The organism is Frateuria defendens, assembly GCF_001182895.1.
Taxonomy (GTDB): Bacteria; Pseudomonadota; Gammaproteobacteria; order Xanthomonadales; family Rhodanobacteraceae; genus Frateuria_B; species Frateuria_B defendens.
Window position 1 is genome coordinate 40,457 of record NZ_LFQR01000006.1, and the last position, 24,765, is coordinate 65,221.

The following is a 24,765-nucleotide window of genomic DNA, read 5'->3' on the forward strand; positions in this document are numbered from 1 at the left end:
CCCGCCGAGAGAAAGTGCCGGCAGGCGGATGAGGGTACGCCCGGAGCGCACCGCCAGGCATCACGCCCACCTCCAACTGTTCCTTTCAACCGTTCACGACCCGCCGAACGCGCGGCCCTCACTCCGGCGGCGCCTTGTCGTAGTCGATCGCCAGCACCTCCAGCGCCAGCATGCCGGCCGGGCGCGTCCAGTTGACCTCGTCGCCCACGCGCGCGCCGAGCAGCGCCTTGGCGAGCGGGGAAACGTAGCTGACCAGGCCGTGCTCGGCATCGGCCTCGTCCTCGCCGACGATGTGCCAGCGGCGCTCGCCTTCCGCGCTGTCCACGGTGACGTGCGCGCCGAAGGCGACGCGGTCGTGCGGCTGCTTGTCGGGATCGACCACGATGGCGCCCGCGGTGCGCACGTCCAGCCAGCGCAGCTCGCGCTCCAGGGCGGCGAGCTCGGCCTGCTGGGCGAGCGCGTCGGCGCCTTCCTTGAGCGCGTCGCGCTGCGCGCGCACTTTCGCCTGCCGCTCACGCAGCAGGCGCAGGCCACGCGGCGTCACGTAGTTGGTGTGTCCGCTGATGGCGAGTTCCGGCTGGGTGTCGCCCGCCGGGGTGTCGGAATCTTTGACGAATGCACGGCTCATGGTGGTCGCTCGGGAGCAGGTGGGGCCGCACGCGCGGCATGTCTTTCGGCGTGGTGGCGCGGGCGGCGCGAATCAAGCCGTGCGGACGGCCTAGAACAGTCGTGTTCAGTCTTCCTCCGCATGCGGCTTCCAGGCTTCGCTCAGCTGCTTCTGCACCGGCGGCGGCACCGGCTCGTAGTGGCTGAGGTCGAGGCTGTAGCGGCCGCGGCCGCCGGTCATCGCCTTGAGCTCGGTGGCGTAGCCGGCAAGCTCGGCCAGCGGCGCCTGCGCGTGGATCAGCAGTTCGCCGCCGCGCTGCGTGTCGGTGCCGAGGATGCGCGCGCGCTTGCCGGCCAGGCCGCCGGTGACGTCGCCCATGTTGGCCTCGGGCACCGCCACGTCCACGTCCACGATCGGCTCCAGCACGGTCGGCCGCGCCCGGCTCACCGCATCGAGGAAGGCCTTGCGCCCGGCGCTGACGAAGGCGACTTCCTTCGAGTCCACCGGGTGGTGCTTGCCGTCGTACACGGTAACGCGCAGGTCCTGCATCGGGTAGCCGGCCACCACGCCGTGCTCCATCGCCTGGCGCACGCCTTTCTCCACCGCGGGCAGGAACTGGCCGGGGATGGTGCCGCCCTTCACCGCGTCCACGAACTCGAAGCCGCTGCCGCGCGCCAGCGGCTCCACGCGCAGGAACACCTCGCCGAACTGGCCGGCACCGCCGGTCTGCTTCTTGTGGCGGTGGTGGCCCTCGGCGCTGTCGGCGATGGTCTCGCGGTAGGCGATGCGCGGCGGGCGCGTGTCCACCTCCACCCCGTAGCGCTGGCGCATGCGTTCCAGCATCACCTTGAGGTGCAGCTCGGAGAGACCGAGCACCACCGTCTCGTTGAGGTCCTTGTGCTGCTCCACGCGCAGGCACGGGTCTTCCTCGGCCAGCCGCGCCAGCGCCTGCGACAGCTTCTGTTCCTGGCCCTTGTGTCGGGGTTCCAGCGCGAGGCCGAACATTGGCTGCGGGAAGCGCATCGGCGCGAGGTGGAGGTGCTCGGCGGCGTTGGCGTCGTGCAGCACGGCGTCGAAGTGGATCTCCTCCACCCGCGCCACCGCGGCGATATCGCCGGGGCCGGCCTGCTCGATCTCCACGTGCGACCTGGCACCGGGCCGGAACAGGTGGCCGACCTTGAACGGCTTGCGTCCGTCGTCCACGAACAGCTGGCTGTCGCGGTGCACGCTGCCCTGCCAGATGCGGAACACGGCGAGCTTGCCCACGAACGGGTCGTTGACGATCTTGAACACGTCGGCGACCACCGGCCCGGACGGATCGGCGGCGACCGCGACCGGGCGCTCCTGCTCGTCGCGGAACGGCGGCGGATTGCCCTCGGCCGGATTGGGCAGCAGGCGCGTGGCCAGCTCCAGCAACTCGGGCACGCCGGCCCCGGTGCGCGCGCTGACGAAGCACACCGGCACCAGGTGGCCCTCGCGCAGGCAGCGCTCGAAGGCGTCGTGCAGCTGCGCGGGCGTGAGCGTGGCCTCGCCGCCGTCGAGGTAGGCGCCCATGGTGGCCTCGTCGATCTCCACCACCTGGTCCAGGATGCGCTGGTGCGCCTCGGCCAGCGAAGAGAAGTCGGTGGCGCCCTCGGCGTGGAAGAAGCAGTCCAGCACGCGCCGCCCGCCGTCGGCGGGCAGGTTCACCGGCAGGCAGGCGCTGCCGAATTCCTCGCGCAATGCCTCCAGCGCGGCGGCGGGCGAGGCGCCCTCGGCGTCGATCTTGTTGACCACCAGCAGGCGGGCCAGGCCGCGCTCGCGGGCGCGCTCCATCATCCGCCGCGTGCCGTACTCGACGCCATTGGTGGCGCTCGCCACCACTGCCACCGTCTCCACCGCGGCGAGGGCGGACAGCGCGCCGCCGCGGAAATCGGTGTGGCCGGCGGTGTCGATCAGGTTGATGCGGCAGCCGTCGCGCTCGATGGCGGCGATGCAGCTGTCGATGGAATGCCCGCGCGCCTGCTCCTGCGGGTCGGTGTCGGATTGGGTGGTGCCGCGCTCCACCGAGCCCGGCGTCTGGATGGTGCCGCCGGCCAGCAGCAGCGCCTCGAACAGCGTGGTCTTGCCGGCGCCGGCGTGGCCGGCGAGCGCGAGATTGCGGATGCCTTCCGTGTGATAGGACACGATGCGACCCTCCTCGGCTGGGCGGTTCCGCTTAGCGGCGCGTGGCCGTGCGGGATCGCGTGGACGGATGGCGATGGCGTGCCGTCGTGGCCGTCCGGACGCGCAGCGGCGAGGGACGGGCGGTCAAGGCGGGCGCGGCGCCGGGGCGCCGTGCGTCAAGGCCTCAAAGTCGTGCGGCTCCTGTTCTCCGCGCCTTGCCATCTTCCTCCGGGAGACGGTGGCGCAGCGCGCCGGATCGGGCGTGGGGCGCGACCGGTACGGGCCGCGCCATCGCCCTCGGCCTCGCTCCCGGCGGTGGAGGGGCCGAAAATCGCTCCGGTCGCCACGCCGCGTCGTGCCGGCCGGCGATGCGTTCGCCCGGCACCGCCGGCGTCGCGGGGGCAGGGCGGTGCGAACGCCTTCGCTGTGTTCCGGCCAGGCAGGCTTGCGTGAGGACCTTGGGCAAGGTTCTTAGAACCGGCGCCCGGCGCGGTCAAGCTGCGCTGCGGGGAACCCGGACGGCCCCGGCCAGGTCTGTGTGCCGGAGAATGCCATTGTCGGGGCGTGTGGCGCCGGCATGCCCCGTCACCGTTCAAGAGAACCGTCATCGAACCCCGTACGCCGCCTCCCGACGAACGCCGGCCGCCGCCGGCTTCCGACCGCTCGACGCTCCAGCCCTTGTCCCTGGACGCGGACACCTGCGCGCGCCTGAGCGCGCGCGGCTGGGTGCCGCCGGGCTGGACGCGCGGGCAGGGCCGCTCCTGGCCGGCGCTGGCCGTGGTGCTGGCGCTGCATCTGCTGTTCGCCTGGGTGGTGTGGCTGGAGATGCGGCCGCCGGCGCCGGATGCCGGCGGCTACCGCGACGATGCCCTGCACGTACGCCTGATCGTGGCCGAACGGCCGGCCGCGCCGCCGCCTGCACCCGCGCCGCCGCCATCGCCGCCACCCGCGGCGCGACCGGCCACGCCTCCCGCGGCCACGCCGAGTCCGCCTTCGGCACGCCCGACGCAGGCCGGGCGCGTGCCGGCGCCGAAACCCGCGTCGCCGGAGCGGCCCGCGCGCGACGCCATGACGGCCACGCTGCCGGCCCCGGCTGCCAGCGCGGGCGCGGCGCCGTCGTCGCCACGCCTCTACGGCGAGGACGGCCGCATCCTGCTGCCCACGCAGGCGCCCGCGCCCGCGGCCAACGCCGCGCCGGGCTACGTGCAGCGCCTGCCGCAGGGCGATGCACAGGTGATGCGGCACGCCAGCCCGCTGCCCTACAAGGCCACGCGCTTCGACGATGCCTGGGGCAAGGGCGGTGGCGCCGTCACCCGCGCGCTGGACAAGGCGGTGCAGAAGACCACGGTCAAGACCACCATCCGCCTGCCCAAGGGCGTGCGCATCCACTGCGCGCTGTCGCTGGCCATGCTTGCCGGCGGCTGTGGCGGTGATCCGCCCCCGCCGCCCTCGGCCAAGGACGGCGACGAGCGCCTCAGCATGGCCCCGGCCGCGCCGCTGGCGAAGGACCCGCCCCCGCCGCCCAGCGAGGCCGAGTGCATCGCTCTCTACCGCGACGGCAAACCCTTGCCCCACGGCTGCCCGGTGGACACGCCCAACCGCTCGGTGGACGCCGAGGCGCGCGACTGCATCGAGCGCTACCGCGCCGGCAAGCGCCTGCCCACCTGGTGCCCGGCCGACACCGCCAAACGCGCCGCGGCGCCGGCGTCGCCTTCGAGCCGTCCCTAGCTAGAACGAGTCGCCGCCGGTGTGCCGGGCTCGCAGGAGCGCACACGCGCGCGACCGGGGCGCGGTAGTGTCGCCGCTACCCGGGTGTCCTGTGCGCAAGGCGCGCCCTGCACGGTTTTAAGAGCCTGTTCAAAGCCCGGTGCATGCGGCCCGCGGGCGGCGCCGAGTCACCGGCATGCCTTATCAAGCCCCCGTCGAAGCGGCGCGGCGCCACCCACGCGGCGGTGACGGCGACAGTCCCGCGGCATCCATCACGCCGGCTACACTCGCGCCATGCCCACGCCTCCCGCGGACAAGCCCGCCGGCTCGCCTGCCGTCACCCTGCTGCCTTCGCCGCGCGAAGCCGCCGCGCGCGCGGCCGTCTACCGCCGCAACCGGCGGGATCCGCCGCGCGATCGCCTGCTGCGCGTGCTGGCGCTGGCCGGGACGCTGCTGGTGCACCTGCTGGTGCTGGTCGGCATCATCCTCGGTCCGGCCTACGAGCTGCCCGAAGGGCCCGGGCATCGCACCGAGGCGCTGCACGTGCGCCTGATCGAGAAGGCGCCCGAGCCGCCGCCCCCGCCGCCGGTGCGTGGCCTGCCGCCGCGCCAGGTCGGGCCACGCCATCGCGGCACCCAGGCCGCGGCCAACCGGCCACGCAACGCGCAGGCCGCCACGGCGACGGCCGCGGCGGCCGCGAAGCCTTCCGCCGCGCGCGCCGCCGCGCCGCAGGCGGTCGCCGCCGACACGGCGCCCGCGCCCGTCAAACCCGCGCCCGTCGCCGCGCCGCCGCGCCCGCTCAGCCTGCCGCGGCCCCGGCCCGCGCCCGCCCTGCAACCGGTACCGGTGAGCGGCGAGCCGCCCCAGGTCGCCCTGGACACGCCGCCCGCCAGCAAGCCGGTGCCGCCGAAGTTCCAGCCCGAGCCGGTGCGCAGGCCGCAGGCCGAGGGCACCCAGCCCATGCCCACGCCGCCGTCGCTGGCGATGCCCGAGATGCCGGCGCAGGCGCCGCCCAAGGTCGAGGCTTCCACCATCGCGCTCGACGCCGCGCCGCCGAAATCGGACGCGCCGCCCAGCGCCGTGCCGGTGGAGCGCCCGCCGTCGCCCGCCGCCGCGCCCGCGGCCGAACGCCCCTATGCGCCACCCACGCCGCCGGTTGCGCCGCCGGCCGTGCGGGAAGCGCCGGCGGCGCCGCGCGCGCCGCTCGCGCGCGATGCCCGCGGCCTGCCGGACTGGGGCGCGCTGATCGAGCAGGCCAACCTGCGCGGCCCGCTGGGCCAGCTGGCCCAGAACGCGGCCCTGCGCGAGCGCGACGGCCAGACCCTGGTGCTGGTCCTGCAGCCCCTGCACATGCACCTCGCGGTCGAGCCGATCGTGGGGCAGATGGAAGATCGCATCAGCCAGGCGCTGGGCGAGCGCGTCCGCCTGCGCTTCACCAGCGAGGGCAGCGGCACGGCCGAAACGCCGGCCGCGCGCGCGGCCAATGCGCGCGGGGCGGCGCAGGCGGCGGCCGAGCAGTCGATCGAGGAAGATCCGCTGGTGCAGTCGCTCAAGCGCGAATTCGGCGCCCGGGTGGTGCCGCAGTCGATCAAACCCGTGGGAATCTGATAGAGCGTTTTCGGAGTAGAGATCATGAGAGGACAGATCGGTCAGCTGATGCAGCAGGCCCAGCGCATGCAGGAAGACATGAAGCGTGCGCAGGAGGAGATCGCCAAGCTGGAAGTCACCGGCAGCGCCGGCGGCGGCCTGGTGACCGTGGTGATGACCGGTGCGCACGAGGTGCGCCGCGTGCAGATCGACCGCCAGCTGTTCGCGGACGACCCGGAGATGGCCGAGGACCTGGTCGCCGCCGCCGTCAACGACGCGGTGAACAAGGTGGCCGAGGCCAGCAAGAGCCGGCTCGGCGGCGTCACGGCCGGGCTCAACCTGCCGCCCGGCTTCAAGATGCCGTTCTGAGCCCGCACGTAGGAGCGCGCTTGCGCGCGACCGTTCTCGCCGTGCCGGCGCGAACCGGAGCCGTCGCACGCAAGTCGTGCTCCTGCAGGTGATGCCTGAGCCATGAGCAGTTCCCCTCTACTGGCCGAACTCATCGAGGCCCTGCGCTGCCTGCCCGGCGTGGGCGGCAAGAGCGCACAGCGGATGGCCTTCCATCTGCTCGAGCGCGACCGCGAGCGCGGGCTGCGGCTGGCCGCGGCGCTGGATGCGGCGATGCGGCGCGTGGGCCATTGCAGCCGCTGCCGCAATTTCAGCGAGGAGCCGGTGTGCGCGTTGTGCGCCGGCAGCGGCCGCGACCGGCACGTGCTGTGCGTGGTCGAGTCGCCCACCGACCTCGCCGCGATCGAGCAGGCCACGGGCTACCGCGGCCAGTATTTCGTGCTGCTCGGCCGGCTCTCGCCGCTCGACGGCATGGGGCCGGAGGAGCTGGGCCTCGGGCTGCTGACGCAGCGGCTGACCGAGGGCGAGATCGAGGAAATGATCATCGCCACCAACCCCACCGTGGAAGGCGAGGCCACCGCGCACTACCTCGCGCAGCTGGCCCGCGCCGGCGGCGTGAAGCCGACCCGGCTGGCCCACGGCGTGCCGCTGGGCGGCGAGCTGGAGTACGTCGACCGCGGCACGCTGGCGCACGCCTTCGGCAGCCGCCAGGTGCTGTAGCCGCGCGCTTCGCGCGCGACCGCCGATTTACGGCGTCATCGCTGCGTAGGTTTTTCGCGCGCAAGGCGCGCTCCACAGCGGCGGTGGCGCGGGTATGCTGCGGCGTCCGCAACGCTCAAGGAGTTTGCCCATGGCCGATACCATCTTCGGCAAGATCGCCCGGCGCGAGATCCCCGCCGACATCGTCTACGAGACCGACGAAGTGCTCGCCTTCCGCGACCTCAACCCGCAGGCCCCGGTGCACGTGCTGTTCATCCCCAAGCGCACGCTGGCCACCTTGAACGAGGCCACCGCGCAGGACGCGGAACTGCTGGGCAAGCTGCTGCTGGCGGCGGCGGACTACGCCAAGCGCGAGGGCTTCGCCGACGAGGGTTACCGCACGGTCGTCAACTGCAACGAGCACGGCGGGCAGACCGTGTTCCATCTGCACGTGCACCTTCTGGCCGGGCGCCGCATGCACTGGCCGCCGGGCTGAGCGCGGTGCACCGGATCGGGCGCGGCGCGCTTCGCCGCGCCCAGGCAAAAAAACGCCGGCTCGAAAGCCGGCGTTTTTCGTTCCGCGCGCGCGGGGACTTATTACTTGCGCGGCATCGGCCGCGGCGGCGGTGCGGGGCGCACCACCACGACCGGCGGACGGCCCCAGTAGCCGGGACCGCCCCAGCCCCACGGGCCCCAGTACGGGCCCCAGCCCGGACCCCAGAACGGGTCGTAGAAGCCCGGCGGGTAGTTCACGTAGAGCGGGCGCTTCGGCCACAGGTACACCACGTCGGCTTCCACGCGCGGGTAGGCGTATTCGTATTCGCCGATCTTCTGGCTCACGGTGCCGTGCAGGGTGCCGGTAACGGTGATCTCGCGGCCGCGCACGAACACTTCCGGATCGTAGAAGCCGTTGCGGCAGGCCACGAAGCGGCCCTGGTTGGCGCCGTTGTCGCCGGTCTTCGGGCGGGCCTGGCTGTCGAGCGGACGCGACAGCACGAAGAAGCAGGTGTTCTGCGGGCCCGGCTCGGTCTTGATGATCTCGCCGCCCCAGCGCACCTTGGTGCCGCCCGCGCCGCCCTGCTGCGCGCTGGAAGTGGAGACATCGGTGTAGGTGCCCTGCAACGGCTGGGGCACCGTCGCGCAGGCAGCCAGGAGCACGGTGGCGCCGGCCAATGGGATGAGGCGGCTAGGGGACATGACGGTTCTCCATCTGGACGGTTGCGATGGCAACCGCGTTGACACTCATTTGACCACGCCGCGCGGACGGAAATCCCGCACGGCACGGTGGAAGACGCGCAGCAATTCAGTCGGCGGTTCGTCGTGGGCGTAGCGCAGTTCGAGATAACAGCTCATCAAGCTTTCCAATTCCTTACGCTGCGCCGGCAGTGCGCGCGCGGCCCGGCTTAGGAAGTGCTGCGGGCCTTCGCCCGGCCGGCGCGCGAGGCCGCGGCGGGCCAGTCGCCGTTCCAGCTTGCGCAGCGCGGCCAGGGCCGGGTCGCGGGCCTCGTGGCGGCGCAGCGCCCACGCCAGCCCGGCCAGCGCCGACAGCACCATGCCGACGCCGAGCAGGGCCACCAGCGTGGAAGGCTCAACGCGGCTGATGCCGAAGGGCGTCAGCAGGCCACGCTGGCGCAGCACGTCGAAGCCGATAACGCCCTGGTTCCACCAGCGGTTGACCACGTCCCAGCGATTGCGCAGCTCTTCCAGCCAGCCGGCGTGCGCCCAGCCGGCCTGGGCGCCGGCGGCGGCGTTGGCGCCGAGGTTCACGCGCTCGGGGCGCACCGCCGCGGTGGGGTCCATGCGCACCCAGCCGCGGCCGCTCAGCCAGATCTCGCTCCAGGCGTGCGCGTCGGACTGGCGCACCAGCAGGTAGTTGCTCATGCCGTTCCAGTAGCCGCCCTGGTAGCCGGTGACCACGCGGGCGGGAATGCCGGCCGCGCGCATCAGCACGGTGAAGGCGGAGGCGTAGTGCTCGCAGAAGCCCTCGCGGGTGCCGAACAGGAAATCGTCCACCGCGTCGCGCCCCAGCGGTGCCGGCGCCAGCGTGTAGCTGAAGCCGCCGTCGTGGAACAGCGCGAGCGCGGCGCGAGCGACGGCGGCATCGTCCTGGCCGTAGCGCTGCCGCCATTGCGCGGCAAGCGCACGGGCGCGCGGGTTGAAGCCGGGCGGCAGCGCCAGGTCGCGCTGGCGCGCCGGCGCGGGCAGGTCCGGCTGCAGGCGATAGCTCAGCGCCGAGTGCACGGTGTAGACCAGGAGATCCTCGACCGGGCGGTTGCGCAGCAGCTCGCGGTCCTCGCCCATGCGGCCGCGGGCCTGGGCCGGGGTGTCCAGCGGCACGTCCAGCGCGGGCAGCACGCCGGCGCCGCCAGGCTCCAGGCTCACCTGGTAGCCGATGCTGCGGTCCACGTCGATCGGCACCGGTGGGCGGCGCAGGTCGACGTGGTTCCAGCGGCGGCCGTCGTAGTGCCACATCACGTAGGCGCGGAAATAGCGCTGCGCCGGCGGCGGGGGCGGGCCGTCGAAGCTGACCCGGAAGGCAGGCCGGTCGTCGGTGAGCAATTCGGTAAAGCTGCCCGGCTCCATCGAATCGCTGAGGCCGGTGCGGGCGGCGCCGGGGTTGGGCGTGCCCCACAGCGGCGAGCTGAGCCGCGGCACCAGCAGGAAGGCGACCAGGGCCAGCGGCAGCGACGCGGCGAGCAGCTTCAGGGCCTGCAGCAGTTCGCGCGGCAGCTTGGCCGGGGCCTGTGCCGGCTCCAGCGAGCGCAGCGCGGCGAGGGCCGGCAGCAGGCCGAGCGCGACCACGAAGGTGGCGACCATGCCCTGGTCGAACAGCAGCGCGGCCATCAGGGTGAAGCAGGCGAAGCCGACGCCCACGCGCACGTCGCGCGACGTCTCGCATTCGAGCAGCTTCAGCACCAGCAGGCCCACCGCCAGCGCGGAGCCGGGCTCGCGGCCGAACAGGTTGCCGTAGCCGGCGATCACCGCGGCGAGCAGGCCCGCGGTCAGCAGCAGCTTGAGCCACAGCGGCGCGCCGCCCGGCCGCCGTCGCCGCTGCCACCAGCGCAGGCCGAGCAGCAGGCCCAGCGGTGGCGTAAGCCAGACGGGAAGATGGCTGGCGTGCACGGCGAGCACCAACGCCACGGCGAGGCTGAGCAGGTCCAGCGTATGCGCCGCGGTCGGCGGCCCCGGCGGCGTGCGGCGCCGGCGGATCATGGCAGCTTCGCCAGCGCGTCCATGCAGTGCGCGTAGTGGGCGGCGCCGCTGCCGAGGCCGATCTCCTCGCCCGGCAGCCACAGGCTGTAGGGGCGCCCCTGCTGCTGTGCCTCGCCCAGCCAGCGCGCCAGCCGGGCGATGCGCGACTCGTCGTCGAGCCCGCGCACGGCGCGCCAGTCCAGGTGCCAGGCCGGCCGCGGCTCGGGCTGCTCGAATTCCTTCACCAGCAGGCCGTGGTGGCGGGCGCTGCTCTTCCAGGCGATGCGGCGCATGGCGTCGCCGCGGCGGTAGTCGCGCAACGCGGCCAGCTCGTCGCCGTGGCGCAGCTGCACGCGGGAGGATTCGTCCGCCGGCTGCCGCGGCGGCGGGCCGGACGCCTCGGCGCGCGGCCACACCAGCACCTGCTGCTGCGGATGCAGCCAGCTCCAGGCGCGGAACATCCCCAGCGGCCAACTGCTCCACACGCGCAGCCGCGGCAGTGCCTGCCAGCCGCGATGCTCGGTGGCGAGCGGCAGCGCGATCGCGGCATGGCCGCTGTCGAGGGCGAAGGCCTGCATGCTGTCGCCGAGGTCGACGCGCAAGGCGCTGCGCGGGCGGACGGAGACGAATTCCAGGGTCAGCGCGAGCGGCTCGCCGGCGACCGCGTGGCCGGCGCGGACGGCTTGCAGGCGCAGGCCGTCGAGCGCGCGGAAGGCGGCCAGCATGCTGGCCGCGGCGGCGGCGGCCAGCAGGCAGGTGAGCAGCAGGGCGGCGTTGTTGGAGTAGTTGAGCGCGCCGGTCATCATCACCAAGAGCAGCCCGCCGAAACCGAGGCCGAAGCCGGTGGGCACGATGTAGATGCGGCGGCGGTGCAGCGCGATCGGCAGCGGCTCGGGGCGGCGGTAGCGGGTGAGGGCGGGCAGCCGCCGCTCGGCCGACTGCTGGAGGCGGAGCAGGGCCTCGCGCATCAATCCACCGCCACCTCGGCGAGCAGGGTGCGCGCCAGCGCCTCGCCGCTGGCGCCGCGGGCCGGCACCAGGCGATGCGCGGCCAGCGGCACGAACAGCGCCTGCAGATCCTCCGGCAGCACGTGGCCACGGCCGCTGAGCAGGGCCCAGGCGCGCGCGGCGTTGAGCAGGGCGAGGCCCGCGCGCGGCGACAGGCCCGCGCGGATGTCGGCGTGGCGGCGGCTGGCCAGCAGCAGTGCCTGCAGGTAGTCGAGCAGGGCGGCGCTGGCGGTCACCGCCTGCGCCCGTTTATGGAGTGCGGCAAGGCCATCGCCATCGAGTTGCGGCGCGAGCTGGCCGAGCAGGTTGCGCCGGTCGTCGCCGGTGAGCAGGGCGCGTTCGGCGGCCGGGTCCGGGTAGTCCAGCGACAGCCGCAGCATGAAGCGGTCGAGCTGCGAGTCCGGCAGCGGGAAGGTGCCGTTGAGGTCGAGCGGATTCTGCGTGGCGACCACGAAGAACGGCTGCGGCAGCCGGTGCGTCTGGCCGTCCACGGTGACCTGGCCTTCGGCCATCGCCTCCAGCAGCGCGCTCTGCGTCTTGGGCGTGGCGCGGTTGATCTCGTCGGCCAGCAGCAGGCTGGTGAACACGGGGCCGGGATGGAAGCGGAACTGCCCCGTCTCGCGCTCGTACACGCTGACCCCGATAATGTCCGCCGGCATCAGGTCGCTGGTGAACTGCACGCGCTGGAAGTCGAGCGCGAAGCTCGCCGCCAGCGCATGCGCCAGCGTGGTCTTGCCCACGCCGGGCACGTCCTCGAGCAGCAGGTGGCCGCCGGCGATCAGGCAGGCGAAGGCCAGCTTCACCTGCCGCGGCTTGCCGAGCAGCACGCGGTTGACCTGCGCCATGGCCGCTTCCAGGCGCGGATAGAGAGCCTCTTCGGGCAATGGAGTGATGGTGGCGGACATGGGTTCCTTGCAGTCGGCGCGATCGGTCAGCGGAGGGGGTGAAGGCAGTGTAGCCATCGACGTCGCCCGCTGGCGAGCGTGGTTCCTTGCGGCCTTCGCGACGTTGAGCCTGCTCAAGCTGGCGATCGCCTGCACGCTGTCGCCGTTCGGCGACGAGGCTTTCTATTGGATGGAGAGCCGCCACCCGGCCTGGGGCTACAGCGACCTGCCGCCGCTCACTGCCTGGCTGATCGCGCTGGGCGAGGCCGTGGCCGGGCACGGCGCATTCGGCCTGCGCTGGCCGTTCCTGCTGCTGGGCAGTGCGCTGCCGTGGCTGCTGGTCGCCTTCGCCCGGCGCGCGTTCGATGCGCGCACGGGCTGGCAGGCGGGCTTGCTCGGCCTGGCGCTGCCGCTGGCCGGCAGCCTCGGCGTGCTGGCCCTGCCGGACGTGCCGCTGACGGTGGCGATCCTGCTCGCGCTCTACGCACTGCTGCGTGCGATGGAGGAAGGCCGCGCGTGGCAGTGGCTGCTGCTCGGCGCGGCCCTGGCCGCGTGCTGGCTCACCCATTACCGCGCCGCGATGCCGATGCTTGCAGGGTTGTTGCTGTGCGCGCTCGCGCCGCGCGGCCGTACGCTGTGGCGGCGCGGCGGCCTGTGGCTGGCGCTCGCCGTGGCCGCGCTCGGCCTGCTGCCGCTGCTCGTTTCCAACTGGCAGCAGCGCGGCGCGGGGCTTGCCTTCCAACTGGTCGAGCGCAATCCCTGGCGCTTCCATGCCGACGCGCTGGTGCAGCCGCTGGAGCAGGCGCTGGCCTGCACGCCGCTGCTGTACGCGCTGCTGCTGTGGGCGGCGTGGCGCAGCTGGTGGCGGCGCGGCGAGGGCGCGCCGTGGGACGTGATCGCGGTGGTGTCGCTGGTCTTCATGGCCGGCTATTTCGTGCTGGGGCTGTTCGCCGACGACCTGCGCTTTCGCGCGCACTGGCCGCTGCCGGGCTACCTGCCGCTGCTGGCGGCGCTGCCGGTGCTGTGTGGCGCATCGCGGCGACAACGCATCGTGGCCGTAGCGGCGGCGGCGATGGCGGGCCTGGGCCTGCTGGCGGCGCTGGGCTATCTCGCGCTGGCGGCGAGCGCGCAGGGCGCGGCGGCGCTGGCGGGCGTGAAGGCGTTCCCGGCCGGCTTCGTCGGCTGGCGCGAGAGCGCGGCGGCGGCGCGCGCACAGCTCGCCGCGCAACCCGCGCTGCTGGTGGCGGACAACTTCATGTTGGCGGCGGAGCTGGATTTCGCGCTCGACGGCAGGCAGCCGGTGTACGCGCTCGACAGCCCGCTCAACACCAAGCACGGCCGCGTGCCGCAGCTGGCGATCTGGCGCCTCGACGAGCGCGCGCTGCGCGCGGCGCATGCGGGCGAGCCGGTGTTGCTGGCGGTGGACGAGGGCACGCTGAGCGAGCGCGACCGGCTCGCCTGGCTCGGCTCGCTGTGCGCGCGGGTGGACGGCCTGCGGCCGGTGCGGCGGCTGACGCTGTTCGACGGCGCCAAGCGCATCGCCTTCTATCGCGGCACGGTGGCGGCCGCCTCGTCGGTCGTGCCTGCCGATCCGGCGCAGTGCATCGCCTGGCGCGCTGCCCATGCCGCGCGCTACGGCGATTGAGGCGGCGCGCTTCGCGCCAGCGACCGAAACGAGGGCGAGTTTTCCACAGCGCCTGTGGACGCGCCTGGGGCAAGTCTGTGGATAGGTGGTCTATCTGCTTGAGCGCAAAGGCAGGCGCGACGCGGCGGTTACGGGATGCGCAACGTGCTTGCCGCGCATGTGCTATGGCGCGGCCGCTTCAGGGCAGCTCCACGCCGGCCTGGCGCAGCAGTCGAGCCAGGGCGATCAGCGGCAGGCCGACCAGGGCGCTGGGGTCCTCGTTGTCGATGCGCTCGAACAGGCTGATGCCGAGCCCCTCGCACTTGAAGCTGCCGGCGCAGTCCAGCGGCTGCTCGCGCTCGATGTAGCGCGCGATCTCCGCCGCCGACAGCGTGCGGAAGTGCACGCGCGTGCGGTCGAGGTGCGTGGCATGGCGACCGCTGCGTGTGTCGAGCAGGCACAGCGCGGTGTGGAAGATCACCGTGCGTCCCGAGCAGGCGGCCAGCTGGGCCGCGGCGCGCTCGGCGGTGCCGGGCTTGTCGAGCACGTGCGCGTCGAGCGCGGCGACCTGGTCGGAGCCGATCACCAGGGCATCGCGCCGGCCCAGGCCGGCCGCCTCGGCCTTGGCGATCGCCAGCCGCAGGGCGCGCCGGTCGGGCTCCTCGTTCGGCAGCGGGCTCTCGTCGAGGCCGGGCGCACGCTGTTCGAAGTCCGCCACCAGCCGGCGCAACAGCTCGGCCCGGTAGCGCGAGGTGGAGCCGAGCACCAGGCGCGCGCTCATGCGTGCGGCTCCGGGCGGATGTGCTCGCGCATGGCCGCGTCCAGCTCGTGGTGGGCGCGTTCGAGCGCGTGCATCAGCGGTTCCAGGCGGTCGCGGATCGTGCGCAGGGTGGAGGCGGCCTCGTCCAGCTCCTGCTGGCTGGCGCGGGCCGAGCGGTCGCGCACCCAGATGCGCTGCTGCAGCAGCGAGCGCAGGCCGGCGTCGATGGCCTGCTGCGCCTCCTGCTCGCTGGCGGCGGGCAGGTCGGGGTTGAGCGAGATCACCGCATGCGCCTGTTGCAGGCCGCTGCGGCAGGTCTTCAGGTCGGCCTCCACCTGGTCGGCCAGCTGCAGCAGCCGGCGCAGGCTGTCGGCGCGGCGGTCCAGCCGGCGCCGGCGCAGCAGTGCCGCGCAGGCCACGGCCAGCGCGAACGCCAGCAGGGCGACGATGCCGAGGGTGAGGAATGGCTGCACGGACAGGTCGGCGTGGCGGGGGACGGCCGCAGTCTGCCCCATCGGGCGGCGCGCAGGCAAAAAGGCGTGGTGCGGGAGCGGTGCCCGCCATGGGCTTATGATGGTCCGGTGCAGCCGGCCCGCTGCGGGCCCGCGGTTGACTTCGGAAGGGCGTAAATTTAAGATTTCGCGATTATGTCCGTGACACTGCCAGAGTCCGTGGACGCTTGGCGCATGGTCTCGGCGCGGCGTTCGTTCGCCGGGGAGCTGCCCGTAGCCGCCATGCCGCGGCTGTGCGAAGCGTTGGCGGGCCGCGAAGGCACGGCGCAGTACGAGCTGGATTTCGGCCGCGACGAGTTCGGCTCGGCCTATCTCGACGTCCGCGTCCAGGCCCCGCTGACGCTGCTTTGCCAGCGTACGCTGGAACCGTTCGCGCTGCCGGTGACGGTGGAAGGGCGGCTGGGCCTGATCGGCTCCGAGCGCGAGGAGGCGGCACTGCCGCCCGACTGCGAGCCGCTGCTGATCGGCGAGGACGGGCGCCTGAACCCGGCCGAGGTGATCGAGGACGAATTGCTGTTGGCCTTGCCGCTGGTGCCGGTGAACCCGGACAGCAGCCTGCCTGATGAAGTGACCGAGCCCGCGCCGGAAGAGGATTCCGGCACGGGGCGTACCGACAACCCGTTCGCGGTCCTGCGCGAACTCAAGAAGAACTGATTTAGCTGGAGATTAGCCATGGCCGTTGCCAAGAGCCGCAAGACCCCGTCCACCCGCGGCATGCGTCGTTCGCACGACAAGCTGAAGACCGTGCAGCTGGCCACCGACCCGACCAGCGGCGAGGTGCACCTGCGCCACCACGTCACCGCCGACGGCTACTACCGCGGCAAGAAGGTGATCGACACCGACACGGCGGTGGTCGACGAGGATTGATCGCCATCCCGCAAGGGATCTGGCTGTAGGGCAGGGCGGCGCGGTGACGCGCCGCTTTGCGTTCGGGTGGCCGCGAAGTAAGGTTGCGCTCCCGGTCCGGCGGCGCGTGCGCCGCGTTCCCCGCACTTTGGATAGTCCATGACCGCGATCTATTCCCGCATCCTCGGTACCGGCAGCGCATTGCCCGAGCGCGTGCTCACCAATGCCGACCTGGAGAAGCTCGTCGACACCAGCGACGAGTGGATCCGCACCCGCACCGGCATCCGCCAGCGCCACATCGCCGCCGAGGGCGAGACCACCGGCGATCTCGCCTTCGCCGCCGCGCAGCGCGCGCTGGAGGCGGCCGGCGTCAAGGCGTCGGAGTTGGACCTGATCGTGGTGGGCACCACCACGCCGGACCTGATCTTCCCCTCCACCGCCTGCCTGGTGCAGCACCGCCTGGGCGCCAACGGCTGCGCCGCGTTCGACGTCAACGCCGCCTGCTCGGGCTTCGTCTACGCGCTCGGCGTGGCCGACAAGTTCATCAAGAGCGGCCAGTCGAAGAAGGTGCTGGTGATCGGCGCCGAGACGCTGACCCGCATGGTCGACTGGGGCGAGCGCGAAACCTGCGTGCTGTTCGGCGACGGCGCCGGCGCGGTGGTGCTGGAGGCTTCGCCGGAGCCGGGCATCTACACCACCTGCATGCATGCCGACGGCGGCTACAAGGAGCTGCTGTGGAACCCGGTGGGCGTCTCCGCCGGCTTCACCGACGAGCCCAACCACGGCGTGCGCATCCGCATGGCCGGGCGCGAGGTGTTCAAGGTCGCGGTGAAGACGCTGGACTCGCTGGTCGAGGAGACGCTGCGGGCCGCCGGCATGGAGGCTTCGCAGCTGGACTGGCTGATCCCGCACCAGGCCAACCTGCGCATCATCGAGGCCACCGCCAAGCGGCTCAACATGTCGATGGACCAGGTGGTGGTGACGGTGGACCAGCACGCCAACACCTCGGCCGGCTCGGTGCCGCTGGCGCTGGACTACGCGGTGCGCTCGGGCAAGGTGCTGCGCGGCCAGAACCTGCTGCTGGAAGCGTTCGGCGGCGGCTTTACCTGGGCTTCGGCGCTGCTGCGCTACTGAAGCGGCGCGACTAGCATTGCCGGGATCCGACCTGAAGGCCGCGCTTCGAGCGCGGCCTTCGGCGTTTTGGCGCCGGGGGCGGGTGGTGCGGGCGCGAAAGCCTGTCGACAGGGCATTGGACGGGCGCGACCTCGCGCTCGCTCCATCCGCTGCGCGCGCGACGCGCGGCACGCCGCCATGCCCCCTCGCCGCCCGTCCCGCATCCCGCGCTTCCACCCAATACAGCTGCGCACGGCGCCCATTGCTGGCACCATTCCGCACTTTCGCCATCAGGATGCCTCGCTCCATGAGCCAACGTGACGCCTCGCTCGCCTTCGTTTTCCCCGGCCAGGGTTCGCAATCGGTCGGCATGCTGGCCGAGCTGGCCGAAGCCCACCACGAAGTGAAGGCGACCTTCGAGGAAGCCTCCGACGGCGCCGACGTCGACCTGTGGGCGTTGAGCCAGCAGGGGCCGGAGGAGCTGCTCAGCCGCACCGAATACACCCAGCCGGCCCTGCTGGCCGCCAGCATCGCCGTGTGGCGCGTATGGCGCGCGCAGGGCGGCGCGCTGCCGGCGCAGCTGGCGGGGCACAGCCTGGGCGAGTACAGCGCGCTGGTCGCCGCCGAGGTGATCTCGCTGCGCGACGCCGCGCACCTCGTGCGCATCCGCGGCCAGCGCATGCAGGAAGCCGCGCCGGAAGGCTCCGGCGCGATGGCCGCCGTGCTCGGCGCCGAGGACGCGGTGGTCGAGGAGGCCTGCCGCGAAGCCTCCGGCATCCACGTGGCGGTGCCCGCCAACTACAACTCGCCGGGCCAGGTGGTGATCGGCGGCCACGCCGACGCGGTGGACAAGGCGCTGGCGCTGCTCGCCGAGCGCGGCGTGCGCAAGGCGGTGAAGCTGCCGGTGAGCGTGCCTTCGCACACGCCGCTGATGCGCGAGGCGGCCAACCGCCTGGCCGAGGCGATGACCGCCTACGTCTGGCACGCGCCGAAGATCGGCGTGGTGCAGAACGTCGACGCCAAGGTGCACCATGGCGTCGAGGCGATCCGCGAGGCGCTGGTCAGCCAGCTCTACCTGCCGGTACGCTGGACCGGGTGCGTGCAGGCGCTGGCCGCCGGCGGCGCCGCGCGCATCGCCGAGTGTGGGCCGGGCAAGGTGCTGAGCGGCCTGATCAAGCGCATCGACAAGGGCATCGAGGCGCGCGCGATCGGTACGCCGGCCGAGCTGGGCGCGGCCCGCGCCGAGTGGGCCTGACCGCTCCGAATGCCGCCGGGCCGTGCCGCTTCGCGCGGCGTGGCCCCACGACTCCGAACCCCTAGCTGAAGGAACCCACGCATGAGCAAGCCACTGCAAGGCGAGATCGCCCTGGTGACCGGCGCCAGCCGCGGCATCGGCGCGGCCATCGCCGATGAACTGGCGGCGCAGGGCGCCACCGTGATCGGCACCGCCACCAGCGAATCCGGCGCCGCCGCGATCGGCGAGCGGCTGGCGGCGCAGGGCGGCCACGGCCGCGTGCTGAACGTCACCGACGGCGCCGCGGTCGAGGCGCTGATCGACGGCATCGCCAAGGCATTCGCGCCGGTTTCGATCCTGGTCAACAACGCCGGCATCACCCGCGACCAGCTGCTGCTGCGCATGAAGGACGAGGACTGGCAGGCCATCATCGACACCAACCTCACCTCGGTCTACCGCACCTCCAAGGCGGTGATGCGCGGCATGATGAAGGCGCGCAAGGGCCGCATCATTTCGATCGCCTCGGTGATCGGCCTCACCGGCAACCCGGGCCAGGCCAACTACGCGGCGGCCAAGGCGGGCATCATCGCCTTCTCCAAGTCGCTGGCGCGCGAGATCGGCACCCGCGGCATCACCGTCAACGTGGTGGCGCCGGGCTTCATCGACACCGACATGACGCGCGCGCTGCCGGAGGAATCCAAGCAGGCGCTGCTCGGCCAGATCGCGCTGGGGCGCCTGGGCGAGGCGAGCGACATCGCCAAGGCGGTGGGCTTCCTGGCCTCGCCCGCGGCGGCCTACATCACCGGCGAGACGCTGCACGTCAACGGCGGCATGTACATGCCTTGAGCTTTGTCGCAGGCACGGCGCACGAAGCGGCGATCCGCGCCTGGTAGGCCAATCTGGCGCTGGCAGGCGCGTTGCTGGTGATTGCCGGTTGCCGGCGAACGGTTACCGATGCACGCCCTGCGGCTCCAACTGCTGCGGCTGGCGCTGTGGCTGCGCGTGGCCCGGCTGCTGCTCCTGCTGCGGCTGGCTGAGCCTCTGGAACTCGGCGCTGCTGTGCTCCAGCGGCGTGGCGACGGCCTGGCCCACGTCCACCTCAGCGATCTTCTTGAATGGCGAGTTGAGCTCGCCCTGCACCGCGTAGGCACGCTTGCCGTCGTCGCTCATCACGACGTGGTCGATGCGCTTCAGGCCCGCCGCGCGGGCCGAGGTGGTCAGTGCACCGGCAAAGTTGGCGCTCTTCTGGTCCGGAGTCCGGCCGTGCGCGGCATCGAAGCTGCGTACGAAGTAGGTGGCGCCGGTAAGCGCGTCGAGATCATGAGTATTGGGATTGGGCATGGTCTTCGTCCGTGAAGAAAGGGTGCGATGGACTTACTTGAGATCGATGACGGCCAAGTACTTCTGCAGCACATTGGCGCGCTCGCAGATGCGGAACGTTTCGTTCTGCGTACGCTGGAGATTGCTCACCGTCTCGCTGCCATAGAGGGTGTCTTCGAGCCTGCCGGTCTTGTCCTGCAGGTCCAGCCATGACCGCTCGGCCGTGACTAGTTTTTCCTTGGCCTTGGCGTCGAGCTTGCTCATCAGCGTCTTGTAGGTGCTGTTGAGGCGGGCATCCTGCTTCTGCCGCTCATCAGGCAGTTGGCGATGGCGGCGGTATCGGAACCGGCCTTGTCGACGCAGGCGTAGAAGGCATCGCTGATGCCCTTGGGGGCGTCGGGCTTGATGTACTCGCTGTTGCTTTCGGCAGCGGATGCGGCCATGCAGCAGGCGAGCAGGGCAGGGGCGAGGGCGAATATCCTGACTTTCATGATGCAGCTCCTGAGGGTGCTTTCGTTACGATGGCCGCACCTCGATCCCATGCATGTCCCTTGTTGCGCCCGGAGCGCGTGGCAGTGGCCAACTTAGGGGATCGCCCCGGCCCCTTCAAGTGATCCAGACTGACCTGTCCGGTTTTCCAATCAGCGCACACTCTCCAGTCTCATGGCCACGCCTTCGGGCCGCTGATCCTTGCCGGTGTCCTGCGCGTGAAGTTCGTTCTGCTCCCAATGACCTCAAGCCATGCGTGATGCAGATACTGGACAGGCTTCTTTCGGCATCGCGTACACGAAAAAGGCAGGCGGCGACGCCTGCCTTTTTCGTTGCCCGCGCCCCGGGCGGGGCGCGGCGCGAGGGCCTCACTTCAGGCCGTTGCCGATGGTGCGGGTGAGCGTGGCGTTGGCGTCGTCGCCGCTGAACTCCCAGAAGAACGCGCCGCCGAGGTTGCGCGTCTTCACGTAGTTCATCTTCTCGGTGACCGTCGCCGGGTCGTCGTAGCTCCAGAAGGTGGTGCCGTTGAAGATCCAGTGCGCGTGCGCCTGCGGGTCGTCGTAGGCGGGGTAGCCGAGGCCCTTGAGCACCTTGTAGTCCTCGATGCCGGCCTCGTAGGTGCCGGGCGCCGGGCTGCTGCTCGGCTGGTACAGGCCGTGGTTGACGTTGGGCACGTTGGTCCAGCCGCGGCCGTAGTAGCCGATGCCGAGGTTGAGCTTGGAGGCCGGCACGCCGCGGTCGAGGAGGGCCTGGATGGCGTCGTCCGTGTTGTAGCTCAGCACGTCGCCGGTGGAGGGATCGTTGGGCGAGGCGAGCAGCGCCGAGTGGAAGTTGGTGGTGCCCTCCCACGCGCCGTGGAAGTCGTAGCTCATCACGTTGATCCAGTCGAGGTACGCCGCGTACTGGCCCGGGTCGGTGACGCGGATCTTGTCGATGCCGGCGCCGGCCGCGATGCTCAGCAGCAGGCCGGGGCGCACCGCGTCGAGCTGGCGGCGGAACTCGGCCAGCAGGGCGGTGAAGTTGGCCGTGTCCTCCGAGGTGCCGCACTGCAGGCCGCAGGCCGCCGGGTACTCCCAGTCGATGTCGATGCCATCGAACAGGCCCGCCGCGACGCCGGCGCCGCCGGCGTTGTCGGCCACCGGCAGGTTGCCCTTGATGTAGGCGTCGATGCAGGAGGCGACGAAGGCCTGGCGGTTGGCCGGCTTGGCCGCCTCCGAGAAACCGCGCGACCAGGTCCAGCCGCCCAGCGAGACCAGCAGCTTGAGGCCCGGGTGTTTGGCCTTGAGCTGCTTGAGCTGGTTCCAGCTGCCGCGCAGCGGCTGGTCCCAGGTGTCGGCCGCCCCGCTGACGCTGTTGGCCGCCGAGTAGGACATGGTGTAGTCGGCGTAGGCGTCGCCGCCGGCGCCGGTGTTCGGGTCGGAGGCCTGCGTCACGCCCACCTCGCAGCGGTTGTTGCGCACGTTGCCGAAGGCGTAGTTGATGGCGGTGAGGTTCGCCGCCGCGCCGCTGCTCTCGATGTTCTTCACCGTGTAGCCGCGGCCGTAGATGCCCCACTGGGTGAAGTAGCCGATCACGTGCTTGCCGCCACCGTCGCCGATGGAGGCCGCGGTGCGCACGCTCAGCGCGGCGCTCTGGGCGGAGGCGTTGCCGGCCTTGTCGCGGGCGCGCACCGCATAGCTGTAGGCGGTGTCGGCGGCGAGGCCGCTGTCGGTGTAGCCGGTGCCGGTGGGCGAGCCGACCAGGGTGCCGTTGCGGTAGACGTCGTAGCCGGCCACGCCGCTGCCGCCGGCGTTGTCGGTGGCGGCGTTCCAGCTCAGCGTGATGCTGGAGGCGCTCTGCGAGGGCGAGGCGAGGCCGCCGGGCACGCTCGGCGCGGTGGTGTCGGCGGCGGCCTGCACGGTGATGGCGACGGCGGCGGAGGTGGTGCTGGCGCCGGCGTTGTCGGTGGCCACGGCGGTGAGCGTGTAGCTGCCCGCGGCCGCGCCCTGCCAGGTCGCCGAGTAGGGTGGCGCGGTGGCGCTGCCCAGCGAGGTGGCGCCGCGGAAGAACTCCACCTTGGCGATGCTGCCGTCGCTGTCGCTCGCGCTGGCCGACACGGTGATGCTGGCGCCCGCGGCGAACTGCGCGCCGGCGGCGGGCGCGATGAGGCTCACCGTGGGCGGCACGTTGCCGCTGGCGCTGCAGGTGCCGAGCCTGGTGTACCAGCCGCAGCCGGGACAGTAGTCGGGCGCGGCGTTCCAGATCTGCACGTTGGCCTGGTAGGGGCTGCCCTGGTAGACCAGCTTGTCGCCGGGGTTGTAGACGGTGGTGGCGTTCCAGCTCGCGATGCCGCTGCAGGAGACTTCCTGCGCCGCGGCGCCCGCGCTCCAGCAGCAGCCCAGCAGCAGGATGCCCAGCAGGGCCCATAGGAAACATCTGGCATTCATGGCGATCACTCCCGACACAGGTGGAGAACCGACGCCTTGCGCATCGGAACCGAGGACTCGTTGCCTGCTCGCCTCCGCCGCACGGTGCAAAGCCGGGGCGAGGGCGGGTACCACTTGGTGTCGAGGGCGCCGTCCGTGCGTCGTTGCGTGCCGCGCGGCGGTGACCGGTGTCGGCCCGGAATCGCCGTCGTGCGTGCGCCGCCTCCCGCGGCACACGTCCCCGCGCGGGGGAGCGATCATCCGGACGCAGGCGAGCGTGGAGACGCCTGACAACGTTGTCAATGGGTCGGGGCGCGATTCGGTCGGATCGTCACACTTCGTGCCCGGCGCCGGCGTGGCGGGCCGGGAATTCGTTGTCACGGCTGACCAGGCGCCATCCCGGCGTCGCCGGGGTGCGGTGGCGCCCGGCCGGCCGGGGTGTCGCCAAGAGGGGGATTTTGGGTAAGAATGCGGGGCTTGCGTCGCTGCCTCGATGGTGGCGCGTGCATGCAATCGCCGGTGGCTGGCGAGGCTGAGGCTTTGCCACTACAATGCGCCGGCTTTAACCCCTCCGGAGGTCTAGGACACATGAGCACCATCGAAGAACGCGTCAAGAAAATCGTCGTCGAGCAGTTGGGCGTGAAAGAAGACGAAGTCACGGCAAACGCCTCGTTCGTGGACGATCTGGGCGCGGACTCGCTGGACACCGTCGAGCTGGTGATGGCGCTCGAGGAAGAGTTCGAGACCGAGATCCCCGACGAGGAAGCGGAGAAGATCACCACCGTGCAGCAGGCCGTCGATTACATCAAGGCCCACGCCAAGGATTGATCGGTTTGGGACCGATCGGTTCGCGACCGTCCTCCGGTCGTCGGCCGTCCTGAAGCGATACTGGGAACTGCGCCGCTACGGCGCAGTTTTCGTTTGTAGGTTTGTAACGTCCGATCACGTATGGTGCCGCAGGTCCGGCGCCCGGAACGGACGGCTACGATGTCCGCGAGACGGGACTCGTCCGCGCGGACGTTCCGGCAACCACGAAGGAACCACAGCATGAGCAAGCGACGTGTGGTAGTGACCGGCCTCGGCATCATCTCGCCGGTCGGCAACGACATCGCCACCGCCTGGGAGCACATCCTGAAGGGCGTCAGCGGCATCGGTCCGGTGACGCATTTCGACGCCGCCACTTTTGCCACGCGCATCGCCGGCGAGGTGCGTGACTTCGACCCGGCGCAGTGGGTCGCGCCGAAAGACGTCAAGAAGATGGACCCGTTCATCCACTACGGCATCGCCGCGGGCGCGCAGGCCCTGCGCGATTCCGGGCTGGAGGTGACGGAAGCGAACGCCACGCGCATCGGCGTGGCGGTGGGCGCCGGCATCGGCGGCATCTCCACCATCGAATCCACCGCGATCGAGCTGAAGGAGAAGGGCGCGCGCCGCGTGTCGCCGTTCTTCGTGCCGAGCTCGATCGTCAACATGGTGTCCGGCCACCTGTCGATCATGTACGGCCTGAAGGGCCCGAACATCGCCTGCGTCACCGCCTGCACCACGGCCACGCACAACATCGGCCTGGCCGCGCGGATGATCCAGTACGGCGACGCCGACGCGATGATCGCCGGCGGCGCGGAGTACTCCACCACCGGCACCGCCATGGCGGGCTTCTGCTCGGCCAAGGCCATGTCCACCCGCAACGACGACCCCACCCGCGCCAGCCGCCCGTGGGACAAGGACCGCGACGGCTTCGTGCTGTCCGACGGCGCCGGCGTGCTGATGCTGGAGGAGTACGAGTTCGCCAAGGCGCGCGGCGCGAAGATCTACGCTGAGCTGGTGGGCTTCGGCATGAGCGGCGACGCCTACCACATCACCGCGCCCAGCGAGGGCGGCGAGGGTGCGGCGCGCTGCATGCGGAACACGCTCAACGACGCGGGCCTCAACCCCACCGACGTGGACTACATCAACGCGCACGGCACCTCCACGCCGCTGGGCGACCTGGGCGAGGTGATGGCGGCCAAGACGGTGTTCGGCGAGCATGCCTACAAGCTGGCGGTGAGCTCGACCAAGTCGGTCACCGGCCACCTGCTCGGCGCGGCCGGCGGCGTGGAGGCGATCTTCACCATCCTCGCCCTGCGCGACCAGGTGCTGCCGCCCACCATCAACCTCGACGAGCCGGGCGAGGGCTGCGACCTCGACTTCGTGCCGAACACGGCGCGCGAGGCGAAGTTCGACGTGGCCATCTCGAACTCGTTCGGCTTCGGCGGCACCAACGGCACGCTGGCGTTCCGCCGCGTCTGA

General features: G+C 71.9%; 25 protein-coding genes. 13 read left to right on the forward strand and 12 right to left on the reverse strand.

Annotated elements, in window-relative coordinates; translation table 11 throughout:
- Positions 1–118: 118 nt before the first annotated feature.
- Together ACH65_RS01710 and fusA are read right to left on the reverse strand one after the other, a co-directional pair.
- Positions 119–628, reverse strand: a complete 510-nt coding sequence (locus ACH65_RS01710; protein ID WP_049620844.1) for a GreA/GreB family elongation factor — start codon at positions 626–628, stop codon at positions 119–121.
- 105 nt (positions 629–733) lie between these two features.
- On the reverse strand, positions 734–2,773 hold the full coding sequence (gene fusA, locus ACH65_RS01715) for an elongation factor G (protein WP_049620845.1): 2,040 nt from the start codon (positions 2,771–2,773) through the stop codon (positions 734–736).
- Positions 2,774–3,430: 657 nt separating this feature from the next.
- Between fusA and ACH65_RS01720 the strand changes: the two genes are divergently transcribed.
- From ACH65_RS01720 to ACH65_RS01740, 5 genes are all read left to right on the forward strand, one after another.
- Positions 3,431–4,480, forward strand: coding sequence for a hypothetical protein (locus tag ACH65_RS01720; protein ID WP_064504797.1), 1,050 nt, complete (start codon positions 3,431–3,433; stop codon positions 4,478–4,480).
- A 273-nt stretch (positions 4,481–4,753) separates the two neighbouring features.
- Complete coding sequence (locus ACH65_RS20515) at positions 4,754–6,067, forward strand: DNA polymerase III subunit gamma/tau C-terminal domain-containing protein (RefSeq protein ID WP_049620846.1); 1,314 nt, start codon at positions 4,754–4,756, stop codon at positions 6,065–6,067.
- 24 nt (positions 6,068–6,091) lie between these two features.
- Positions 6,092–6,415, forward strand: coding sequence for a YbaB/EbfC family nucleoid-associated protein (locus ACH65_RS01730; RefSeq protein ID WP_049620847.1), 324 nt, complete (start codon positions 6,092–6,094; stop codon positions 6,413–6,415).
- Between the two features lie 102 nt (positions 6,416–6,517).
- Complete coding sequence (gene recR, locus ACH65_RS01735) at positions 6,518–7,114, forward strand: recombination mediator RecR (protein WP_049620848.1); 597 nt, start codon at positions 6,518–6,520, stop codon at positions 7,112–7,114.
- A gap of 130 nt (positions 7,115–7,244) precedes the next feature.
- On the forward strand, positions 7,245–7,589 hold the full coding sequence (locus tag ACH65_RS01740) for a histidine triad nucleotide-binding protein (RefSeq protein ID WP_049620849.1): 345 nt from the start codon (positions 7,245–7,247) through the stop codon (positions 7,587–7,589).
- Positions 7,590–7,690: 101 nt separating this feature from the next.
- On the opposite strand, the gene ACH65_RS01745 is transcribed toward ACH65_RS01740, so the two are convergent.
- The 4 genes from ACH65_RS01745 to ACH65_RS01760 are packed head-to-tail and all read right to left on the reverse strand — an operon-like array spanning position 7,691 to position 12,197.
- The gene (locus tag ACH65_RS01745) at positions 7,691–8,290 is read right to left on the reverse strand and encodes a Slp family lipoprotein (protein ID WP_049620850.1); all 600 of its coding nucleotides are present in this window, start codon (positions 8,288–8,290) and stop codon (positions 7,691–7,693) included.
- Between the two features lie 45 nt (positions 8,291–8,335).
- Positions 8,336–10,306, reverse strand: a complete 1,971-nt coding sequence (locus ACH65_RS01750) for a transglutaminase TgpA family protein (RefSeq protein ID WP_049620851.1) — start codon at positions 10,304–10,306, stop codon at positions 8,336–8,338.
- Complete coding sequence (locus tag ACH65_RS01755) at positions 10,303–11,253, reverse strand: DUF58 domain-containing protein (RefSeq protein ID WP_049620852.1); 951 nt, start codon at positions 11,251–11,253, stop codon at positions 10,303–10,305. The genes ACH65_RS01750 and ACH65_RS01755 overlap by 4 nt, the downstream gene beginning before the upstream one ends.
- A complete protein-coding gene (locus ACH65_RS01760) occupies positions 11,253–12,197 on the reverse strand; it encodes an AAA family ATPase (RefSeq protein WP_049620853.1) in 945 nt (314 codons plus the stop codon). The genes ACH65_RS01755 and ACH65_RS01760 overlap by 1 nt, the downstream gene beginning before the upstream one ends.
- On the opposite strand from ACH65_RS01760, the gene ACH65_RS01765 reads away from it, so the two are divergent.
- A complete protein-coding gene (locus ACH65_RS01765) occupies positions 12,196–13,821 on the forward strand; it encodes an ArnT family glycosyltransferase (RefSeq protein WP_049620854.1) in 1,626 nt (541 codons plus the stop codon). The genes ACH65_RS01760 and ACH65_RS01765 overlap by 2 nt on opposite strands.
- Positions 13,822–13,999: 178 nt before the next feature.
- On the opposite strand, the gene ACH65_RS01770 is transcribed toward ACH65_RS01765, so the two are convergent.
- Positions 14,000–14,581 carry a Maf family protein gene (locus ACH65_RS01770; RefSeq protein ID WP_049620855.1) on the reverse strand — a complete coding sequence of 194 codons (582 nt, stop codon included), beginning with the start codon at positions 14,579–14,581 and terminating at the stop codon, positions 14,000–14,002.
- A complete protein-coding gene (locus tag ACH65_RS01775) occupies positions 14,578–15,033 on the reverse strand; it encodes a hypothetical protein (RefSeq protein WP_153242425.1) in 456 nt (151 codons plus the stop codon). Before ACH65_RS01775 ends, ACH65_RS01770 begins: the two co-directional genes overlap by 4 nt.
- Before the next feature lie 213 nt (positions 15,034–15,246).
- On the opposite strand from ACH65_RS01775, the gene ACH65_RS01780 reads away from it, so the two are divergent.
- From ACH65_RS01780 to fabG, 5 genes are all read left to right on the forward strand, one after another.
- Positions 15,247–15,726: a YceD family protein gene (locus ACH65_RS01780; protein WP_049620857.1), complete on the forward strand. Its 480-nt coding sequence runs from the start codon at positions 15,247–15,249 to the stop codon at positions 15,724–15,726.
- 18 nt (positions 15,727–15,744) lie between these two features.
- Positions 15,745–15,939, forward strand: a complete 195-nt coding sequence (gene rpmF / locus ACH65_RS01785) for a 50S ribosomal protein L32 (protein WP_049620858.1) — start codon at positions 15,745–15,747, stop codon at positions 15,937–15,939.
- A gap of 138 nt (positions 15,940–16,077) precedes the next feature.
- The gene (locus tag ACH65_RS01790) at positions 16,078–17,052 is read left to right on the forward strand and encodes a beta-ketoacyl-ACP synthase III (protein WP_049620859.1); all 975 of its coding nucleotides are present in this window, start codon (positions 16,078–16,080) and stop codon (positions 17,050–17,052) included.
- Between the two features lie 286 nt (positions 17,053–17,338).
- On the forward strand, positions 17,339–18,286 hold the full coding sequence (gene fabD, locus ACH65_RS01795) for an ACP S-malonyltransferase (protein ID WP_049620860.1): 948 nt from the start codon (positions 17,339–17,341) through the stop codon (positions 18,284–18,286).
- Positions 18,287–18,367: 81 nt separating this feature from the next.
- Positions 18,368–19,111, forward strand: coding sequence for a 3-oxoacyl-ACP reductase FabG (gene fabG, locus ACH65_RS01800; protein ID WP_049620861.1), 744 nt, complete (start codon positions 18,368–18,370; stop codon positions 19,109–19,111).
- A 102-nt stretch (positions 19,112–19,213) separates the two neighbouring features.
- Here fabG and ACH65_RS01805 read toward each other — a convergent pair whose 3' ends face one another.
- The 4 genes from ACH65_RS01805 to ACH65_RS21070 all read right to left on the reverse strand — a co-directional run bounded on the left by ACH65_RS01805 (position 19,214) and on the right by ACH65_RS21070 (position 22,500).
- On the reverse strand, positions 19,214–19,606 hold the full coding sequence (locus ACH65_RS01805; protein ID WP_049620862.1) for an XVIPCD domain-containing protein: 393 nt from the start codon (positions 19,604–19,606) through the stop codon (positions 19,214–19,216).
- Between the two features lie 33 nt (positions 19,607–19,639).
- A complete protein-coding gene (locus tag ACH65_RS20680) occupies positions 19,640–19,849 on the reverse strand; it encodes a lysozyme inhibitor LprI family protein (protein WP_049620863.1) in 210 nt (69 codons plus the stop codon).
- Entirely contained in the window at positions 19,849–20,076 is a 228-nt protein-coding gene (locus ACH65_RS20685) for a hypothetical protein (RefSeq protein ID WP_237561415.1), read from the reverse strand. Before ACH65_RS20685 ends, ACH65_RS20680 begins: the two co-directional genes overlap by 1 nt.
- Before the next feature lie 366 nt (positions 20,077–20,442).
- Complete coding sequence (locus tag ACH65_RS21070; RefSeq protein ID WP_082190088.1) at positions 20,443–22,500, reverse strand: glycosyl hydrolase family 18 protein; 2,058 nt, start codon at positions 22,498–22,500, stop codon at positions 20,443–20,445.
- A 567-nt stretch (positions 22,501–23,067) separates the two neighbouring features.
- On the opposite strand from ACH65_RS21070, the gene acpP reads away from it, so the two are divergent.
- Together acpP and fabF are read left to right on the forward strand one after the other, a co-directional pair.
- Positions 23,068–23,307 (forward strand): acyl carrier protein, encoded by a 240-nt coding sequence (acpP, locus tag ACH65_RS01825; protein ID WP_049620865.1) that lies wholly within the window; start codon positions 23,068–23,070, stop codon positions 23,305–23,307.
- 219 nt (positions 23,308–23,526) lie between these two features.
- The gene (fabF, locus tag ACH65_RS01830) at positions 23,527–24,765 is read left to right on the forward strand and encodes a beta-ketoacyl-ACP synthase II (RefSeq protein ID WP_049620866.1); all 1,239 of its coding nucleotides are present in this window, start codon (positions 23,527–23,529) and stop codon (positions 24,763–24,765) included.

Bases quoted from the DNA above. Each gene is read 5' to 3' on its own strand.
- ACH65_RS01710 (WP_049620844.1), bottom strand. From the start codon at position 628: ATGAGCCGTGCATTCGTCAAAGATTCCGACACCCCGGCGGGCGACACC.
- ACH65_RS20515 (WP_049620846.1), top strand. From the start codon at position 4,754: ATGCCCACGCCTCCCGCGGACAAGCCCGCCGGCTCGCCTGCCGTCACC.
- ACH65_RS01730 (WP_049620847.1), top strand. From the start codon at position 6,092: ATGAGAGGACAGATCGGTCAGCTGATGCAGCAGGCCCAGCGCATGCAG.
- recR (WP_049620848.1), top strand. From the start codon at position 6,518: ATGAGCAGTTCCCCTCTACTGGCCGAACTCATCGAGGCCCTGCGCTGC.
- ACH65_RS01740 (WP_049620849.1), top strand. From the start codon at position 7,245: ATGGCCGATACCATCTTCGGCAAGATCGCCCGGCGCGAGATCCCCGCC.
- ACH65_RS01745 (WP_049620850.1), bottom strand. From the start codon at position 8,290: ATGTCCCCTAGCCGCCTCATCCCATTGGCCGGCGCCACCGTGCTCCTG.
- ACH65_RS01750 (WP_049620851.1), bottom strand. From the start codon at position 10,306: ATGATCCGCCGGCGCCGCACGCCGCCGGGGCCGCCGACCGCGGCGCAT.
- ACH65_RS01755 (WP_049620852.1), bottom strand. From the start codon at position 11,253: ATGCGCGAGGCCCTGCTCCGCCTCCAGCAGTCGGCCGAGCGGCGGCTG.
- ACH65_RS01765 (WP_049620854.1), top strand. From the start codon at position 12,196: ATGGGTTCCTTGCAGTCGGCGCGATCGGTCAGCGGAGGGGGTGAAGGC.
- ACH65_RS01760 (WP_049620853.1), bottom strand. From the start codon at position 12,197: ATGTCCGCCACCATCACTCCATTGCCCGAAGAGGCTCTCTATCCGCGC.
- ACH65_RS01770 (WP_049620855.1), bottom strand. From the start codon at position 14,581: ATGAGCGCGCGCCTGGTGCTCGGCTCCACCTCGCGCTACCGGGCCGAG.
- ACH65_RS01780 (WP_049620857.1), top strand. From the start codon at position 15,247: ATGGTCTCGGCGCGGCGTTCGTTCGCCGGGGAGCTGCCCGTAGCCGCC.
- rpmF (WP_049620858.1), top strand. From the start codon at position 15,745: ATGGCCGTTGCCAAGAGCCGCAAGACCCCGTCCACCCGCGGCATGCGT.
- ACH65_RS01790 (WP_049620859.1), top strand. From the start codon at position 16,078: ATGACCGCGATCTATTCCCGCATCCTCGGTACCGGCAGCGCATTGCCC.
- fabD (WP_049620860.1), top strand. From the start codon at position 17,339: ATGAGCCAACGTGACGCCTCGCTCGCCTTCGTTTTCCCCGGCCAGGGT.
- fabG (WP_049620861.1), top strand. From the start codon at position 18,368: ATGAGCAAGCCACTGCAAGGCGAGATCGCCCTGGTGACCGGCGCCAGC.
- ACH65_RS01805 (WP_049620862.1), bottom strand. From the start codon at position 19,606: ATGCCCAATCCCAATACTCATGATCTCGACGCGCTTACCGGCGCCACC.
- ACH65_RS20680 (WP_049620863.1), bottom strand. From the start codon at position 19,849: ATGAGCAAGCTCGACGCCAAGGCCAAGGAAAAACTAGTCACGGCCGAG.
- ACH65_RS20685 (WP_237561415.1), bottom strand. From the start codon at position 20,076: ATGAAAGTCAGGATATTCGCCCTCGCCCCTGCCCTGCTCGCCTGCTGC.
- ACH65_RS21070 (WP_082190088.1), bottom strand. From the start codon at position 22,500: ATGAATGCCAGATGTTTCCTATGGGCCCTGCTGGGCATCCTGCTGCTG.
- acpP (WP_049620865.1), top strand. From the start codon at position 23,068: ATGAGCACCATCGAAGAACGCGTCAAGAAAATCGTCGTCGAGCAGTTG.
- fabF (WP_049620866.1), top strand. From the start codon at position 23,527: ATGAGCAAGCGACGTGTGGTAGTGACCGGCCTCGGCATCATCTCGCCG.